Below are 16,858 nucleotides of genomic sequence, written 5' to 3' on the forward strand. Positions count from 1 at the left end.
TTTACGCCATCATTTTCCAAACATCATAACCGAAACGAAGTATCAATCCGCCGACGACGACGAGAAATACGTATCGGATAAACCGATTACCTTTCAATACAGCCATTCGGCTGCCCACCACCGAACCCGCAATCTGACAAAACGCCATCGGTATGGCCAACTTCCAGAACACAAACCCGTTCGTAATAAAAAATATCAGCGATGCGATGTCGGCGACGACGTTGACAATTTTGGCCATTGCGGATGATTTCAAAAAACTAAATCCGATAACCGAAACAAACGCAAATACAAGCAGACTGCCCGTACCCGGTCCAAAAAAACCATTATAAAAGCCGAGCACGGCACACACAAGTATCGCCGTAGCCGGTAACCGCCAATCTGAAAACGTATGATCATCGGTATGACCCAGATTTTTTTTCATATATGTATAGGCTGCTACGGCTACCATGATTATGAGCATCAGTGGCTTGAGCACGTCGGGCTTGAGTAATCGCGAAACCGCGGCGCCTGTGTAGGACATCACCGCGGCCGAAAACGCACATAATAAGAGCATTTTAACAGGAATTTGGGTGTGACGCAGATAATGTCGCGCCGCTACGATGGTTCCAGGAATCGAAGAAAAACGATTGGTACCGATCACCATCGAAACCGGAGCAGTCGGAAATCCTACAAATAAAAAAGGTACTGTAACCAATCCCCCGCCGCCGACGATCGCATCCACAAATCCGGCCAAAAAAGCAAACCCGCAAACACCTATAAAAAGTAATGAAATGAATTCAAATTCCATGAATAATCTCTATGCATGATGATTTAATATGATAAAAGACGGCTACGCTTCCGACCGCTTGACATAACGTTCGATCTCCTGAAATATTTTGTGTAACAAACGCACGTCACGGTCTTCCAACGGTGTACGCCCCAGTATGCGCCGGACGCCCAGTAAAAAATCTTCATTGGTTTTTCGTGGTTTAAATTTTACTGCTTCCAGTACGCGTTGTATTCTTTCATATAATATTTCCATATCTGCCGGTTTGGCCATATCCCACACAAACTGCGGATTGCCCGTAAGTCGCGCGGCGAATACTTCATACAAATAGATCATAACCGCATGCGAAAGATTGAGCGAATTTTGAACCGGAGCGGTCGTCACGGTAGAGAGCACTCGGCACGCATGCACATCTTCGGTTGACAAACCATTTTTTTCTCCACCGAAAACCAAGGCACATGAAGTAACGGGCGAAAAGGCCGCCATTTGTTGCGCGATTTCGCGCGGTGTAAAACTCGGGAAATGCGTTTCACGACGGCGATTACTTGTGGCAACAGAAAACTGAATACCCTTCAAGGCGTCGGTAAGTGTCGGATAGATCTGCGCCGAATGAAGTATGTCCTCCGCTTTCACAGCCATCCACAAGGCTTCACGATCCAAATGATCGCATGGACGCACCAAACGCAAATCCTTCATGCCAAAATTTTTCATGGCGCGAGCGACCGAACCGATATTTCCGGGTGCTTGCGGTTCGACGAGAATAACAGCTATCGAGGTAAGATCGGGATAAACAAAATCCTTTTGCGGCGTCACTTCGACCTTTCATCAAGCTTTTTGAGGCGCTCCTTGAGGCGGGCTTCGATATCTAAAAGAGGGGCCGGTGCACCGTTCATTTGCACCGTATCGATCGGTTCGCCGCTGACTTGCATTTCGCGCACCAAGTCCTGCAAAGTGTCAATCACCGCCGTTATACGCCGCGTTTCATGCGTACATACCCGCACCAGATCGTGATAGACGGCCAGTTGATTGAGTTCCAGCGACACTTCACTTTTGGCGGATATTACAGCGGAAGCATTGCGAATATGGTGCGACAGCGTGGTCAATGCTTCGACTAAAGCTTGTATCTGCCCGGCCTGACGTTGGCTTTCGATGAGATGAATCAGTAGCCGATTCTGATCCGTAATATCTTTGGCGATAAACGATACCGCTACGACATTTTCGTTTTCATCCGTCACCGGTGAAACGGTAATGTAGGCCGATACGACATGCCCGTCTTTGCGGGTAAGTTCGGTTTCCAAATTTTTGAGCGCACCGTGATCAAACACCTCAATCGCCATTGCACGCATATGGCGTTTGTCATCCAGCGGCGATAGAACATCCACACTGTGGCCAAGAACGTCTTCCTTGCCATATCCGAGCAATTCACGCGCTCCATCATTCCACGATAAAATAATCTGCGATGGACTGACGGTAAAAATCGCGTCGCCGGCACGCTGTATCAATGATCCGAAATATTTTTCGATATGATCCATCGGGTCAGTTCCTCCTCCCAATCACGCCGACCATACGGCCAGAACGGCCCCCGGCAGCGCGGTGCGAATAGTATATATCCGGTTGGCACATCGTACAGGCAGCGGTCACGACGATATGACCGACGCCGGCTTCATCTAATTGTGTGGCATTAGCTTTCCATAAATCAAGATGCGGTTTCGGGTAGTCGCGACGATTGACAAACGCCGTATCAAACATTGACGCAACCTCATCACTGACTTCATAATGATCCGCGCCGATGGACGGCCCAAGGACCGCCACGGCATGACCCAATGAACATCCGAATGTTTGTTGAATAGAAGCCATCGTTTTTTTGATAATTTGTTTCTGCGTTCCGCGCCAGCCTGCATGTATCACAGCGATGATACGATGCGCAGGCTCATAAAATAAAACCGGTACACAATCCGCCGCGACGACGGTCAGAAATTTTTTCGACTGGTCGGTATACATCGCATCGGTATCGGCACAGAGGGTTTGCTCCTGCAAAAAAACGACGCGATCTTCGTGCACCTGATGCTGTCGAATTACATCATTCATATCTACACCGAGCGCTCGCCAAAACCGTTGCCGATTTTCTTCGACACGATGCGGATTATCATCCGTGCTCAGTCCAAGATTGAGCCCTTTGTAATCCCCCTCGCTGACACCGCCGATGCGCGTGGACATCACAGCCATCACGTCGGGAAATTTTTCGAGCGCCGGAAACCGGCAAAGGCGCAATCCGTCTTTTTCTTCGAAAATCATGGAGGGTTCAGGCACGCGCTAACTCCGGGTGAATGACAATGGATGAAATCTCCGGAATATTCCGATGAATTCGGTTTTCGAGTCTTGTCGTTATGGCGTGTACCTCATCGAGCGATAAATCGCCGGGCACCACGCAATTGAGCATCATTTTTTTATGACCTCCGATATCCATCACGATAAAATCGCTGCATGCCAGCACCGGCTGTGTATCAGCCGCAATAGCCCGTACGGCGGCGATGAGCGGCTTGCTTTGGTCCGTAATGTCAAATGCTTGCACAACCCGATCCCGCGCATCTTCGATATGCACTTTTACATCCTTAATCTCCGGAATTTTTTCCATCAATCGGCTTTCAATGCGCGATGACGCTTCATGCGCTTCGTCAAATCTCTGATGGCTTTCACATTCCAAATGAAAATCCACAAAATATCCGTTGGTAACCCGTTGTGCACGTACATTGTGGCATGCAAGACCTTCTTGTACGACGATCATCCGGATTTTATCAATGATACTTTCATCGTCGGTTTCCTGCGGCTCCATATGAATGATCACATCCGCATTGGGCACGATTTCATGAATGCGCGTTTCCACAGCATCGGCGACATGATGCGCCATTTCGAAAGGCACCGTACGCTTGACATCAATATACATGTCCACAAACACTTTCGAACCCGACTGACGAACCCGCAAATGGCGATACCGCTCTACACCGTCTAAACTGACCAGCGCCGTTCTGATGCGCTGTTCAATATCTTTAGGCATGGAGTCCGTCAAAGCATCAATCGTTTCTTTGAGTAATTTACCGCTGATCACAAGCACAAATAACGCCACGCCGATAGCCGCAAGCGAATCGCCTTGATGAAATCCCAACGCTGTGGAAATAAGGCCTATGATTACAACCGACGAACTCCAAATATCCGACGAAAAGTGCAGTGCGTCAGCTTCCAGCGCCTGACTGCGATACGTTTTGGCAATACGCGCAAGTGCCCGAGACCGGGAATAATCCACGATGATGGAAACTATAATTACAACAAAACTCCATACATTCACCTCCACCTGCACATCGCCGGACATCAAACGCTCTACGGCCGCGCGAATGATAAAAAAGCAAGTCAGGATCAATAATCCCGTTTGCAGCAGCGCCGATATGTTTTCGACTTTACCGTGACCATAGGAATGATCGTCATCGGCCGGCTTATCGGATATACGCACAGCTACATACGTCAGAAGCGCAGCGCCCAGATCCAGCGCTGAATGGGCCGCTTCGGATAATATACCGAGACTGCCGGTGGCTAAACCTGCAGCCAATTTCATACCGGTTAAAAAAATAGCCGCTAATACGGAGGTCAAAGCCACCCGCATTTTGTCGGAGTGCATGGATTGTGAGAATGTCATTTAATAAAGTATTCGGTTTATTACCCGCGCAATGTAGAAAACGCCCCATCTATTGTCAAGGCGGGTAATTATCAAAAAATAAAAACCTGCTGACATAAGGATGTCAGTCATGCACCTTATTTTTTGATAAAATAATTAACAAAAAATAAAATGAAAGGCGATCATGAACTACCAACGTTTTATTTCTCTGTTTTTTTTCGCAATGTTATTTTTGAACTTAAGTGCTTGCCAAACCAATACTCAAACTCCGTCAAATGAGTATGTAACGGAAGTGGCTGTTATTAAAATCAAACCGGAGTTTGTGTCGCGTATGCCGGATATTGTCGCTGAAGCCAAATCCATTATCGGCACGTACGAAGGATTTATATCATGGGAAAACATGCGTGCTGACGACACGTCGCGTGTTTTTGTAGATATTTTACGATGGAAAACCAAAAAACATGCCGATCAGGCCTTTGTAAAATTTCATTCCACCGAATCGTGCTCTCGTTTAATGAACGCTCTCGAAAAAGATGTCTATTTCGGTCATGTTCGCCACTATTAATTTACGCTTTTTGCATTAAACACTAATTTGAAATTAACTATGAATATCACTGCACACTTACATAAATTCGAATCCATCGCAAACGATTGGATGGCGGCTTTGGACACGTATGATGAACGAAATTTCAATCGTAAACCGGACCAAGAAAGTTGGTCCATTGGGCAGGTGTATTACCACCTCGTACACGGCACACAAAATTTTCATCTCCGCATGGTGCGGCAATGTATGGATAACCCGGCCCATGCTCATGAGAAAAAAACCTTTCCGGGAAAAATTGTGTTTTTCATGGGCCGCTTTCCCCCGATACGCATCAAAGTACCCCCTTCCGACATGTACACACCCAAACAGCCGGAATCCATTGCCGCCATACGCCGCGATTTGAATACTTTGATCGGAACCATGCCAACGATTGCTAACGAACTATCACAGAAACAACATCAGGGCAAGGCACAACACCCCCGATTCGGATATTTGAGCGGCGACGAATGGTTTGCCATGATCCAAATGCATTTTCGACATCACTTGTATCAAAAAAATCGTCTTGATAGTTTCTTACAGAAAGGAGCATAACGATGAATACCAAAATATTGGGATTGTGCTCTGTAATACATCACGTCACGGATCTGGAAACGGCCAAACGTTGGTATGCCGATGCGTTTGGTGTAAAGCCCTATTTCGATCAACCTTTTTATGTCGGATTTCAATTCGGCGGATTCGAACTTGGTCTTGATCCGGATCCTAAACAATACAATTCACCTGGATTCGGCAGTATTACCTATTGGCGCACCGACAATGTGCAAGCTATGTTTGATCATCTTATCCGGTCAGGCGCTCAAGCCAACGAGCATCCAAACTGTGTTGGCGGCGATCTTATCATCGCATCGGTGCGCGATCCGTTTGGTAATGTGATCGGATTGATGTACAATCCTGAATTCAAAATAACGGAATGACCTATGGCAGAACCATTAAAAAATATGTTTTCCAGATCGTTTGTCGAAACTTTAGGCGATCAGGTTCAAACCGTTTATTCGAGTTTTGACAAACGGGCATTTACGAATTTTATTTTTGATCACGCATGGTCTCAGCGCGAACTCAAAGATCGAATGCATCATATTTCCTCCGGTCTCAGATCTCATTTACCTGAGGATTACCGAAAGGCGCTCGGTATTCTCATTCATGTGACGAAACGTTTTCGTATGAATAATACCAATGTATCGTTTACGGATATGGTGTTTCCGGATTTCGTAGAACACTTCGGACTTGACGATTTGGAGTCATCCATACCGGCATTGGAATTATTCACCCAAGTTTCAAGCGCTGAATTCGCCATCAGGCCTTTTATTCTTCGTTATCCGGACATCATGTTACAGCAAATGCTCGTTTGGAGTCGGCACAGTAGTCCGCATGTACGCCGATTGGCCAGCGAAGGTTGCCGTCCGCGACTGCCATGGGCTATCGCATTACCTGTGTTTCAAAAAGACCCGGCTCCGATTCTGCCGATTTTAGAAAATCTTAAGGCTGATCCTTCAGAATATGTTCGCCGAAGCGTGGCGAATAACCTGAACGACATAACCAAGGATAATCCGGAAATCGTACTGCAGATCGCAGAACGCTGGCGAGGTTTGTCTACGGAAACAGACAAATTGGTCAAACACGCCTGTCGCACGCTTTTGAAACGCGGGAACAAAAAAGCGCTCTCAATTTTTGGAACGCATGATGCCTCCGGCGTTTCAGTGCTTTCATTTGTATCCAAGAAGAAAAAAATATTTATCGGTGATACGTTGGATTTTGAAGCGGAAATTCGGATCCGGAAAGTCAAAACACTTCGCATCGAATACGCGATTGATTTTGTCAAATCCGGAGGAAAAATCAGCCGCAAAGTCTTCAAATGGCGTGAAGGTCCTTATGATAACGGTTCTTTGAAGTTGAACAAAAGGCATCGTTTTCAAAATTTTACGACGCGCAAGCATTATCCAGGAAAACATGCAATTACTTTGATCATCAATGGTCATCCCATAGCAGACTTGCACATAACGCTTGGCGACCGCCATGACTAAAAGTGAATTAATAAAAATGCTTACCGGTAACGATCGCCGAACCATCGCTAACGCGAATTTGCTAGTAAGTAAGCTGGCTCACGATAGAACGGCGCTTAAAAATTTATACCATCTTTTATCGCACGAAGATGCGGATATTTGTTTCCGCGCTTCCGATGCGTTAGAAAAAATCCTACGAAACGAAACCACCGCTACACGTACTCTATCACCACACCTGGCTAAAGACTGGGTAACGCTGATTAGCAACGAGGCTTTACAGATGCATCTGCCTCTGATTTTGGGTTACGTCGCATGGAAAAAAAACGATGCCGCTCGAATCAGTACGAATTTGCTTGAACTCGCGCACACCACTAAAAATAAATTTGTTGCCGTTAATGCGATGACCGGCTTAGCCGATATCGCATTACGGCATACGTGGTTATTACCTACGGTTTGGGGATTATTGGATGAAATGGAAACGAAAGGCAGTGCGGCGCTTCGTGCAAGAGCACGTATCCTAAAAAAGAAAATCAATCTTACAACTAAGCTATAAATTCTTTGGCCAAGTGGTATGTTTCATAAAAATATCAACGAATTCCTCCAGACCGGCCCGATCCGTTTCGTCAAAACGAGCCATCTGAGGGCTATCCAAATCCAGAACTCCGAATAACTGTTCTCCCGAAATCAGAGGGATCACAATTTCAGAATTCGAAGCACTGTCGCACGCGATATGCCCCGGGAAAGCATGCACATCCTTCACTACAACAGTTTTTCTCTGTTGAGCGGCCGTACCACATACCCCCTTGCCCATAGCGATGTGAACACAAGCAGGTTTACCTTGAAAAGGGCCTACCACCAATTCACCGCCTTTATAAAAATAAAAACCGGCCCAATTAAGTGCTGGCAACGTATAATATAATAAAGAAGAAGCGTTGGCTGCGTTGGCAATGAGATCGTTTTCACCTTCAAGCAAATGATGAATCTGGGTATGCAATGCAGCATACATTTCGGACTTGGTGCTATATTCGGTGGAGTGCGTCTCAAACATATAATTTGACCCTATATCAAAAGTTCAGTTCAATATAATACTTTTATCTTTAAGCTAACGTAAAGTACATTTTTCATTTCAAAAAACAACTTGATTTTCTATTCAAAATCATTACAATTACGTCTAAGAAAGGCCGATATTAAATCTCATATCGTTGATCGTATAACATCCCTCAAAAAAGATGCGCATCGCGATGTGACTTATTTTTTTAGTACAAATTAAAAAATATTTACATGAGCAAGAAACCTATTACCAACAAAGACGTAACGCCGCGAATGTTTGAAAGTGATTTTTTGGAGTTTTTTTCCAAAGTACACTTTAGCGTTCCGTTGATCGTATTTATTCCTGTAATTTCTTATTTCATCTATCAGAGTTTATGGATTGAAAAGTCAGATCTAAAACACTTTTTGTTTTGGATTTTAGCCGGACTCGCCGTTTGGACTCTGACGGAATATGTTTTGCACCGTTTTGTTTTTCATTTCACGCCGCGTGGCGCTCTGATGGAACGCATACATTTCATTTTTCACGGTGTGCACCACGATTATCCCAATGATTCTAAACGCCTTGTCATGCCCCCGGCAGCGAGCATTCCGTTAGCTGCATTATTCTATTTTTTATTTTTAATTATATTTGGATCAAATATCGCTCCCATGTTTTCTGGTTTTTTGATCGGGTATTTGTGGTATGATATGACGCATTATGCCATACATCATTTCAACATGCACTCGGCGTTTTGGTTAGCTATAAAAAATCATCACATGAAGCATCATTTTCAGAATCCGGAAAAAGGGTTCGGAGTCAGTACGCCCATTTGGGATTACGTATGGCAAACTATGTTTCCTGTTAAAAATAAATAAAAATATTTTAAGTAGTCTGAGTAATTTTGGGAAGTGGTCTATATGATTATTAGACGATGCGAATCCGGTAAGCCCCGTAAGTGTTTTGATCCAATTATTATTATAATAATGGTTGGACTGTTTTCAAACAATGCCCCGTCATCCGCTCAAGACCGGTATGATCCTGAATTAAATCGTAAGCCATATATACCAAACGTCACAAAAAACGCTGACGCAAGCAGTAAAGACACTATTAATTCTGAACACAGACCACAGCAAAAAATTAAATCCAACCTTATCGATTACAAGCAAAAGAAAATTCATTTTTTCTTAACTTATGGACGTTCGCTAATGCGCGATTATGAACAAACTATCAAGTATATACGCGCATCCGGATATCCATACGTATTAGCCGAAATATCTGACCCTGATGAAAAGAAAGTTAAACCTCAAATTTTCCAAATCGGGGTACAATACAACATTAACGACCGTTTTATAGTTGAATTTTCCAACACGCGAATTCTAGCTCAGAAAATTTCAGGAAGCAATTGGGTTGCCGGTATAAATGAATCCGTACCGGGAATAGGTGATTTACTTTTTGATATTGTTCAAGCTTCCAAAACATCAATTCTACAACCGGGCGTTAGATATATTTTGATGCCATTAAATATAGAAAGTCGACTTGAAATTACTACCGGCTTGGGGTTGTCTTATGCAAGCTACCATTTGACATCAACAAATTATTATAAACAGAATTACGGTACTTATCGCGTACCGGTAATAATTAATGCAAAAAAAGAATCCAGTAAATTTGATCGAAACGCTTTCGGAATGTATTGCGATTTAGGTATGGAGTTTTATTGGTCAAAATTGATAAGTACGCAATTTAAAATTGAACAGCGTTATGCTCAAACAATAAATATACCAGAACAACAATTCAGCTACATTGTTAGAAAAAAGGACAACCTTTCAGGATCATATATTGAAGAAACTCAAACACGGTTTTTTAAAAAACAAAAAATTGATCACTCCGGCTTTATATTAAGTTCAACACTTCGTATACATTTGTTCTGATTAGAAAGATATACGATACCTACATTATGCAAACATAATCTATTTGATTTTTAGCTCTATCTTTAATATTATTTTCAACTTAAGCGACTGTATTTTCAATTACGATCTGCAATTGCTATGCATGCTGATAGTAATCACCATCGGACGTATTGTTTTACTTTTTAAATGTTAGAATTCATCCCCAATGATGCGTGGTTTTGAAAAGGCAGCGGATATTTTGGAATTGGATACCGGTGTTCGCCAATACCTCCTTACGCCTGAAAAACAAGTTACTGTATCCATTCCAGTAGTACTTGAAGACGGTTCAATCAAAGTTTTTAAAGGCTTCCGGGTCATACATAGCACCGTTCGAGGCCCCTCCAAAGGTGGAATTCGAGTTTCTCCGAAAGCCACGCTTGAAGAAACAACCGCTTTGGCCGCATGGATGACGTGGAAGTGCGCCGTAGTAAATATTCCGTTCGGTGGAGCAAAGGGCGCCATTGAGTGCGATCCTTCTCGACTTACGGAATCGACCTACGAAAAAATTATTCGCCGTTATACGGCCAATTTGTTTGAAATTTTCGGCCCCGATAAAGATATACCGGCACCGGACAACAATACCGGTGAACGCGAAATGGGATGGATCATGGATACATACAGCATGCATGTCCGGCGAACCGAGACCGCCGTGGTGACGGGAAAACCGCTCATTATGGGCGGTTCTCACGGAAGACGCGACGCCACCGGCCGTGGTATTATGCTGATTGCCCTTGCCGCGATGAAACAGCGTAACATACCGACTAAAGAAGCGCGCATCGTTATCCAAGGATTTGGTTCCGTTGGTGCAACCGCCGCTCAACTTTTGTATGAAAACGGATGCAAAATCATCGGGATCGGTGATGCGAGTGGGTCTTATTTTTCTGAAAAAGGCATCAATATTTCTGATGCAATCCGATTTGCTCAACAAAACCGTCGTTCTTTATCCGGATACCCCAACGCACAGAAAATAACGAATGAAGAATTATTGATGCTAGATTGCGATGTGTTAATACCTGCAGCTATGGAAAACCAAATTCATTCGGAGAACGCATCCAAAGTGCAGGCTAAAATAATATGCGAAGGGGCCAATGGCCCGATCACGCCGGAGGCTGATACTTTGCTGCATGAACGCGGCATCTTGGTTGTACCGGACATTTTAGCCAATGCCGGCGGTGTTACAGTCTCCTATTTTGAATGGGTACAAAATAGAATAGGTTTTTTTTGGCCGTTGCATGAAGTGCATGATCGCCTTGAACGTATTATGATCGAAAGTTTCGAATCGGTTCACGCCGCCGCACTTCGCCACGCCCAGTCCATGCGCGTCGGCGCTTACATACTGGCGCTTGACCGCGTCACTCAGGTTTTAAGACTTCGTGGAATTTATGCTTAATTTATGAAATAAAGAGAGTAAGGACTTTTTCTGATGCCTAAAAAAATTCTGATCGTTGACGATAACAAAACCGTGCGCACCTTATTAAGCATTAATTTGCGCAAAGAAAATTTTGAAGTCATCGAAGCCGAAAATGGCGCCGAAGGTTTACAGATGGTCAATGACCATTTACCCGACCTCGTGATATCAGACATTATCATGCCACAAATGGACGGTTTTGAATTTTGCCGTAAAGTACGAGAAACTTCAAAATCACCCATGGTGCCCTTTATGTTCCTGACGTCTATTGATCAGGTTGCAACGGAATTACGCGGCCTTCGAACCGGAGCAGACGACTACCTCATCAAATCGAATATTAAAAAAGAAGAGTTGGTCGGAAAAGTATCCGCCATGCTCCAAAAATCAAACGAATACAAACAAGCCGAAAATCAGATGCAAGAAGGCTTGTATGGTAAATTTAGCGACTTAAGTCTTGTGGATGTATTCCAACTTTTGATTATGAATAAAAAAACCGGCTTGCTGACGATCACCCGTGACAGCGACAAAGCCGAAATCACATTCGAAGACGGACGCATGTTGCATGCCGAATACAAACAGTTTGTCGGTGAAGAAGCCGTGTATAATCTCGGCGAATGGAAAACTGGGGTCTTTAAATTTGAATCCGTTGAACCGAAGGTGACGCCGACCATCCATTCGGCCACCATGAATATTTTGATGGAATATTGCCGCATCACCGATGAAAACAAACTGAACTGAAGCTGAGGAGAAAAACGGCTATGGCAGAAACAAAAAAAACTCGCTCCAAACTGCTCCTCGTAGATGCCGATGAACAGGCGCGCCTGCTTATTAAAGAAAATCTTATCAAAGAAGATTATATCGTTTTTGATACCGGCAATGGAAACGTGGCCTTGGAAATCGTCAACCGCGAAAAACCGGATCTGGTAATCAGCGATATTTTTCTTGGTGAGATGAATGGTTTTGAATTGTGCCAACGGATTCGCGATACATCCAACGTACCAACCGTACCATTCGTATTTTTTACGGCCATTGACGACATGCTGACCGAAATCCGCGGCTTCCGCTGCGGTGCCAATGATTATCTCGTCAAACGCCACACCAAACGACAAGATCTTTTGCTTCGGATCGAAAGCATGGTCAGTCAGGTTAATGCTTTTGAAAAAGAAAAAGCGACGTTGCGTGACGGATTCCTCGGTAAGCTCGGCGACGTCAGCGTGATTGACGTTCTCCAGCTTTTAGCGAATACCGCTAAAACAGGCAACCTGCTGATTTCAGACGGTACGATCGAAGGCAACGTGTATTTTATGAAGGGTCAAATTTTTAATGCTACGCTCGGTCACGTTCAAGGCGAAGACGCTATTTATGACATGATATACTGGGAAGACGGATTTTTTCGGTTTACACAGGAAGAAATCCCGCGCCAAAGTGTCATCGCATCGCCGACCAATAAAATCATCAGTAAATGCAGACGTTTGCTTGGGAAAGAAGAATAGTTTTCAAATATATTTTACTTATACACCATAGACTGCCATGAAAGATCACATCCTCGTGGTTGACGACGAACTGGACGCCGTTGACCCACTTATTCGCGTACTCCAGCATGACGGTTATGAAGTTGATTACGCAGCCAATGCGAAAGAAGCATTGGGCTATGTAAAAACAACATCGTATCAGCTCATCCTGATGGATGTCATGATGCCCGGCATGAGCGGTTACCAACTTTTGAAAAAGCTTCAAGAAGACGAGGAAACAGCATATATACCGGTCATTTTCGTTACCGGCCATTTTAATGCGGAGGAAATCGTCAAAGGGCTGGAAGCCGGTGCGGTTGATGCCATAAGCAAACCTTTTCACATCGCAGAGGTTGTCACACGCGGAAAAGTGCGCATCGCCGAGTCCAAACTTAAACGTCGTTATACACCCATTCACCATTTCTTTGCCGAAGCACAGGAAAAAGAACAAAGCCGTCGCACGGGCTGTTTCGAATTTTTTGATAAATCTAAAAATAAAGTCGGCGACGTTTTTGTCAGCGAAGGCAAGATTGTTTACGCGACAAGCAAAAACGCCATCAAAGAAGACGCTTTTCTTCAACTCGCATCGATGAAAGATATCACTTATATTTTTCAGGAAGGTGTACGCTCTCAAAATACCAGTTTTTCGGCCAGTGTAACGAGCCTCATCTTAGAAGCCTCCAAGATCGTTGATGAATTGGAAGCCAAAGAAATACGCGATGAAGATCAAAAACGTGTTCTCGTGATTGATCGAGACCGTATTCCCCGAATTCTTGCGAGCCGCGCCCTTAAATCGGCCGGTTATGCTCCGACCGTAACGAGTCCCGATGAAGTAACACAAGACATTATTTCCAAATACGATCCGCATGTGGTGATCGTAGATCCGCAAGATTGTGAATTAGTCCTTAACAAAGTGGCTCTCACCCGGCCATCCCGCCAACCCATTCCGCTCATCGTGTACGGTGATCAGGATCAGTTAGAAAAACACGACGCGCTTCGCAAATACCATATCAAAGCGTTTGTTGACAAGGCACAAACTAATGAATCGCTTGCCCATGCCGTTTTTCAGGCGCTGAAATAATATCGGGCGGTTCCGCCGTGAATCATGCAACCCAAGAAAAAAAAATCACGCTCCAGCACACGTACTAAGAAAAAAAAAGACTTCTGGTGGGAAGTTGATCTCGGTCATATCGTTAATCTCGAAGCTACACAAGCTTTATTGTTCGAATTAGGCTCCACCGGCTCCATCGAAACGGCAACGGGGCTCACGGCTTATTTTCAACCGGCTGATTATTCCTCAGAAAAAACACTTCATGCTAAACTCGCACCGCGACTTGGACCGGGCACGACAATTCACATTCGCCCAATGGCCGCTCAAGATTGGGAAAGCGAATGGAAGAAAAATTTCAAACCGCGACGTGTTGGAAAACACTTTATCGTGCGCCCCTCATGGGAAAAATACAAACGTAAACCCAAAGATATCATCTTGGTTATTGACCCTAAAATGTCATTTGGTACGGGAACGCATGAAACAACACAGTTAGTTTTAGGTTTTATCGAATCGTTTCCCGTTAAAAACAAAATACTGTTAGATGTCGGCAGCGGGACGGGAATACTGGCGATCGCCGCCGCTAAGTCCAGTGCACGCGCTGTTTATGGTTTTGATGTGGATACGAATGCCTTTGAAAATGCCGAAGAAAACATTCGTCGTAATCGCGTTTCAGCCCGTGTAAAAACGGCACTAACCACTATCGAAACCCTGCCGCCTAAATGGCCCGAACGTTACGATATAATACTAGCCAATATCCAACGCGCGGTATTCGAGATGCCCGGGTTTATGGAAAATTTGAACCAAAAAATGAAACCTGCCGGAATGATGATTCTTTCTGGAATCCTTGCCATCGAAGATGAACGCATGCGCATGTTGTTTTCTGAACATAATCTGCATGTCAGTGAATTTCGAGCCGATGGCGAATGGGTCGCTTACGTACTGCAAAGGACATCGTGATGCGGATCGCCTCAATTGACATCGGCACCAATACAGTACTTTTACTCATCGCTGAAGCGGATTCCACCGGCCATTTGCACACACTTTTTGAAAAGCAGCGTATCATCAGACTCGGAAAAAACGTGGACGCTCAAAAAAATATCGCGCACGAGGGATTGGATAAACTGACACATGTTTTAACTGAATATGTGCAAGATGCCGCAAATCATCAGGCCGCTAAAATCGTCATCGGCGCCACCAGCGCCATGCGCGACGCCGCAAACAAAGAAACAATTTTAAATGAAATTTATCGTCGTACCGGTCAACGTATTCAAATTTTAACCGGTGATGAAGAAGCCCAGTGGACGTTTCAAGGCGGTTGCCTTGCTCTTCCCCCATCGGCGCACCACCCCATTCTCTTGATTGATATCGGCGGCGGAAGTACTGAGTTCGTTGTCGGCTCCGCTTCCGATATGACGTTCAAAAAAAGTTTGAACATTGGCGCGGTTCGTATGACGGAGCGTTTTATCAATCATGATCCGCCGCTTCAATCCGAATTGGAAAGCCTTCGCCGGTATGTAAACAGCGAATTTGACACTCATTTATCCGGTATAAAAAATATTCAACCCGCCCATGCACTCGGTGTTGCCGGTACCGTTACTACATTATGTGCGATGTTGCAAGCACTCCCACATTATGATCCCAACCGCATCAACGGTTATATGATTGATAAAGCGGCGTTGGATTCGCTGATCGAAAAAATGAGCGACCTTACCCTCGAAGAACGTCGTAAGATGCCGGGATTGGAACCGGAGCGTGCGGATGTTATTATTGCGGGGGCGACGATTTTGTCGGAAATACTTTCTTTTTTTAATTTAGATAAAATCACGGTCAGCAATTTTGGCTTACGTTACGGTCTCATACTAAGAGAGCTTGCAAGTCATGGTCAATGAAACCGCATTTACGCATCATGCCGGTGTGCAATACCCTATTCTTTGCGGGGCTATGTATCCGTGCAGCAATCCGGAGCTTGTTGCCGCTGTTTCTGCGGCTGGAGGACTCGGCATCATACAACCCTTATCGCTTACCTACGTTCATAAATACGACTTTCGCCAAGGCCTTCGTTATATTCGTTCTCTGACGGATAAACCCATAGCACTCAACGCGACAGTCGAAAAGTCATCGCGCGTTTATGAAGATCGTTTGCGACAGTGGATTGATATCGCGCTGGAAGAAGGTATCCGTTTTTTTGACACATCACTTGGCAATCCGCGCTGGGTCGTAGATCGTGTCGCACCATACCAGGGCATCGTCTATCATAAAGTCACCGAACGCAAATGGGCGGAGAAAGCGATGGATGCCGGAGTACACGGCCTCATTGCCGTCAATGCCCGCGCGGGAGGACATGCCGGCCATCTTTCGCCCCAGCAACTGTATGATGCGCTGGCCGATACCGGTTTGCCGATTCTGTGCGCCGGTGGTATCGGTGATGAGAACGATTATGCAGACACCTTAAAAATCGGTTATGCAGGCGTCATGATGGCCACCCGATTTATTGCTACCACCGAATGTACGGCACACGAGGATTACAAACGAGCCATCGTACAAGCCGGCGAAGCAGATATCGTTCATACAGAACGCGTTACGGGCGTACCATTGGCCGTGATAAAAACCGAATATGTCGAGCGCGTCGGGTACAAAACGGGTACCATAGCGCGCCTGATGCTCAAACATCGCCAATTAAAAAAAATGATGCGTTTGATTTATGCATTGCGGTCCATGCGTCAGTTAAAGCGCTCATCATTGCAAGGCAAGATGTCTACACGCGATTATTATCAAGCCGGTAAAAGCGTCGCCGGTGTCCATGCCGTCGAATCCGTGGCGGCCATCATCGCACGTTTTGTTCGATCTACAAAACCAAAATAATTGTAATCATAAAGGA

20 protein-coding genes are annotated in these 16,858 nt (G+C 44.9%); 14 read left to right on the forward strand and 6 right to left on the reverse strand.

Annotated features, from left to right (window positions below; translation table 11 throughout):
- Position 1: 1 nt before the first annotated feature.
- The 5 genes from HUU58_00985 to HUU58_01005 are packed head-to-tail and all read right to left on the reverse strand — an operon-like array spanning position 2 to position 4,436.
- Entirely contained in the window at positions 2-787 is a 786-nt protein-coding gene (locus tag HUU58_00985; protein ID NUN44228.1) for a TSUP family transporter, read from the reverse strand.
- A gap of 42 nt (positions 788-829) precedes the next feature.
- The gene (locus tag HUU58_00990) at positions 830-1,579 is read right to left on the reverse strand and encodes an RNA methyltransferase (protein ID NUN44229.1); all 750 of its coding nucleotides are present in this window, start codon (positions 1,577-1,579) and stop codon (positions 830-832) included.
- A complete protein-coding gene (locus tag HUU58_00995) occupies positions 1,576-2,298 on the reverse strand; it encodes a PAS domain S-box protein (GenBank protein NUN44230.1) in 723 nt (240 codons plus the stop codon). The genes HUU58_00990 and HUU58_00995 overlap by 4 nt, the downstream gene beginning before the upstream one ends.
- A gap of 4 nt (positions 2,299-2,302) precedes the next feature.
- Positions 2,303-3,076 carry a peptidoglycan editing factor PgeF gene (pgeF, locus tag HUU58_01000; GenBank protein ID NUN44231.1) on the reverse strand — a complete coding sequence of 258 codons (774 nt, stop codon included), beginning with the start codon at positions 3,074-3,076 and terminating at the stop codon, positions 2,303-2,305.
- A complete protein-coding gene (locus tag HUU58_01005) occupies positions 3,069-4,436 on the reverse strand; it encodes a cation diffusion facilitator family transporter (protein ID NUN44232.1) in 1,368 nt (455 codons plus the stop codon). The genes pgeF and HUU58_01005 overlap by 8 nt, the downstream gene beginning before the upstream one ends.
- A gap of 289 nt (positions 4,437-4,725) precedes the next feature.
- Between HUU58_01005 and HUU58_01010 the strand changes: the two genes are divergently transcribed.
- From HUU58_01010 to HUU58_01030, 5 genes are read left to right on the forward strand one after another with little or no spacing between them, the layout of a single operon-like run.
- Positions 4,726-4,998 carry an antibiotic biosynthesis monooxygenase gene (locus HUU58_01010; protein ID NUN44233.1) on the forward strand — a complete coding sequence of 91 codons (273 nt, stop codon included), beginning with the start codon at positions 4,726-4,728 and terminating at the stop codon, positions 4,996-4,998.
- A gap of 39 nt (positions 4,999-5,037) precedes the next feature.
- A complete protein-coding gene (locus HUU58_01015; GenBank protein NUN44234.1) occupies positions 5,038-5,568 on the forward strand; it encodes a DinB family protein in 531 nt (176 codons plus the stop codon).
- 14 nt (positions 5,569-5,582) lie between these two features.
- Positions 5,583-5,948, forward strand: a complete 366-nt coding sequence (locus tag HUU58_01020) for a VOC family protein (GenBank protein ID NUN44235.1) — start codon at positions 5,583-5,585, stop codon at positions 5,946-5,948.
- Between the two features lie 3 nt (positions 5,949-5,951).
- Positions 5,952-7,055: a DNA alkylation repair protein gene (locus tag HUU58_01025; GenBank protein ID NUN44236.1), complete on the forward strand. Its 1,104-nt coding sequence runs from the start codon at positions 5,952-5,954 to the stop codon at positions 7,053-7,055.
- Positions 7,048-7,587, forward strand: coding sequence for a hypothetical protein (locus tag HUU58_01030; GenBank protein ID NUN44237.1), 540 nt, complete (start codon positions 7,048-7,050; stop codon positions 7,585-7,587). Before HUU58_01025 ends, HUU58_01030 begins: the two co-directional genes overlap by 8 nt.
- On the opposite strand, the gene HUU58_01035 is transcribed toward HUU58_01030, so the two are convergent.
- Complete coding sequence (locus tag HUU58_01035; GenBank protein ID NUN44238.1) at positions 7,582-8,082, reverse strand: GAF domain-containing protein; 501 nt, start codon at positions 8,080-8,082, stop codon at positions 7,582-7,584. The genes HUU58_01030 and HUU58_01035 overlap by 6 nt on opposite strands.
- 233 nt (positions 8,083-8,315) lie before the next feature.
- On the opposite strand from HUU58_01035, the gene HUU58_01040 reads away from it, so the two are divergent.
- From HUU58_01040 to HUU58_01080, 9 genes are all read left to right on the forward strand, one after another.
- On the forward strand, positions 8,316-8,939 hold the full coding sequence (locus tag HUU58_01040) for a sterol desaturase family protein (GenBank protein ID NUN44239.1): 624 nt from the start codon (positions 8,316-8,318) through the stop codon (positions 8,937-8,939).
- Positions 8,940-8,981: 42 nt separating this feature from the next.
- Complete coding sequence (locus tag HUU58_01045; protein NUN44240.1) at positions 8,982-9,992, forward strand: hypothetical protein; 1,011 nt, start codon at positions 8,982-8,984, stop codon at positions 9,990-9,992.
- Positions 9,993-10,176: 184 nt separating this feature from the next.
- A complete protein-coding gene (locus tag HUU58_01050; protein NUN44241.1) occupies positions 10,177-11,400 on the forward strand; it encodes a Glu/Leu/Phe/Val dehydrogenase in 1,224 nt (407 codons plus the stop codon).
- A 33-nt stretch (positions 11,401-11,433) separates the two neighbouring features.
- Entirely contained in the window at positions 11,434-12,156 is a 723-nt protein-coding gene (locus HUU58_01055; protein ID NUN44242.1) for a response regulator, read from the forward strand.
- Between the two features lie 20 nt (positions 12,157-12,176).
- Complete coding sequence (locus tag HUU58_01060; protein ID NUN44243.1) at positions 12,177-12,911, forward strand: response regulator; 735 nt, start codon at positions 12,177-12,179, stop codon at positions 12,909-12,911.
- Positions 12,912-12,948: 37 nt separating this feature from the next.
- On the forward strand, positions 12,949-14,010 hold the full coding sequence (locus tag HUU58_01065) for a response regulator (protein ID NUN44244.1): 1,062 nt from the start codon (positions 12,949-12,951) through the stop codon (positions 14,008-14,010).
- A gap of 24 nt (positions 14,011-14,034) precedes the next feature.
- A complete protein-coding gene (gene prmA, locus HUU58_01070; GenBank protein ID NUN44245.1) occupies positions 14,035-14,937 on the forward strand; it encodes a 50S ribosomal protein L11 methyltransferase in 903 nt (300 codons plus the stop codon).
- Entirely contained in the window at positions 14,904-15,869 is a 966-nt protein-coding gene (locus HUU58_01075) for a Ppx/GppA family phosphatase (GenBank protein ID NUN44246.1), read from the forward strand. The genes prmA and HUU58_01075 overlap by 34 nt, the downstream gene beginning before the upstream one ends.
- Positions 15,859-16,842: a nitronate monooxygenase gene (locus HUU58_01080; protein ID NUN44247.1), complete on the forward strand. Its 984-nt coding sequence runs from the start codon at positions 15,859-15,861 to the stop codon at positions 16,840-16,842. Before HUU58_01075 ends, HUU58_01080 begins: the two co-directional genes overlap by 11 nt.
- Positions 16,843-16,858: the final 16 nt, after the last annotated feature.

This window comes from bacterium (assembly GCA_013360215.1).
Classification (GTDB): domain Bacteria; phylum CLD3; class CLD3; order SB21; family SB21; genus JABWCP01.

Excerpts from the sequence above, each read along its gene's own strand:
- HUU58_00985 (NUN44228.1), bottom strand. The coding sequence starts at position 787 with ATGGAATTTGAATTCATTTCATTACTTTTTATAGGTGTTTGCGGGTTT.
- HUU58_00995 (NUN44230.1), bottom strand. The coding sequence starts at position 2,298 with ATGGATCATATCGAAAAATATTTCGGATCATTGATACAGCGTGCCGGC.
- HUU58_01005 (NUN44232.1), bottom strand. The coding sequence starts at position 4,436 with ATGCACTCCGACAAAATGCGGGTGGCTTTGACCTCCGTATTAGCGGCT.
- HUU58_01015 (NUN44234.1), top strand. The coding sequence starts at position 5,038 with ATGAATATCACTGCACACTTACATAAATTCGAATCCATCGCAAACGAT.
- HUU58_01025 (NUN44236.1), top strand. The coding sequence starts at position 5,952 with ATGGCAGAACCATTAAAAAATATGTTTTCCAGATCGTTTGTCGAAACT.
- HUU58_01030 (NUN44237.1), top strand. The coding sequence starts at position 7,048 with ATGACTAAAAGTGAATTAATAAAAATGCTTACCGGTAACGATCGCCGA.
- HUU58_01035 (NUN44238.1), bottom strand. The coding sequence starts at position 8,082 with ATGTTTGAGACGCACTCCACCGAATATAGCACCAAGTCCGAAATGTAT.
- HUU58_01040 (NUN44239.1), top strand. The coding sequence starts at position 8,316 with ATGAGCAAGAAACCTATTACCAACAAAGACGTAACGCCGCGAATGTTT.
- HUU58_01045 (NUN44240.1), top strand. The coding sequence starts at position 8,982 with ATGATTATTAGACGATGCGAATCCGGTAAGCCCCGTAAGTGTTTTGAT.
- HUU58_01050 (NUN44241.1), top strand. The coding sequence starts at position 10,177 with ATGATGCGTGGTTTTGAAAAGGCAGCGGATATTTTGGAATTGGATACC.
- HUU58_01055 (NUN44242.1), top strand. The coding sequence starts at position 11,434 with ATGCCTAAAAAAATTCTGATCGTTGACGATAACAAAACCGTGCGCACC.
- HUU58_01060 (NUN44243.1), top strand. The coding sequence starts at position 12,177 with ATGGCAGAAACAAAAAAAACTCGCTCCAAACTGCTCCTCGTAGATGCC.
- HUU58_01065 (NUN44244.1), top strand. The coding sequence starts at position 12,949 with ATGAAAGATCACATCCTCGTGGTTGACGACGAACTGGACGCCGTTGAC.
- prmA (NUN44245.1), top strand. The coding sequence starts at position 14,035 with ATGCAACCCAAGAAAAAAAAATCACGCTCCAGCACACGTACTAAGAAA.
- HUU58_01075 (NUN44246.1), top strand. The coding sequence starts at position 14,904 with ATGGGTCGCTTACGTACTGCAAAGGACATCGTGATGCGGATCGCCTCA.
- HUU58_01080 (NUN44247.1), top strand. The coding sequence starts at position 15,859 with ATGGTCAATGAAACCGCATTTACGCATCATGCCGGTGTGCAATACCCT.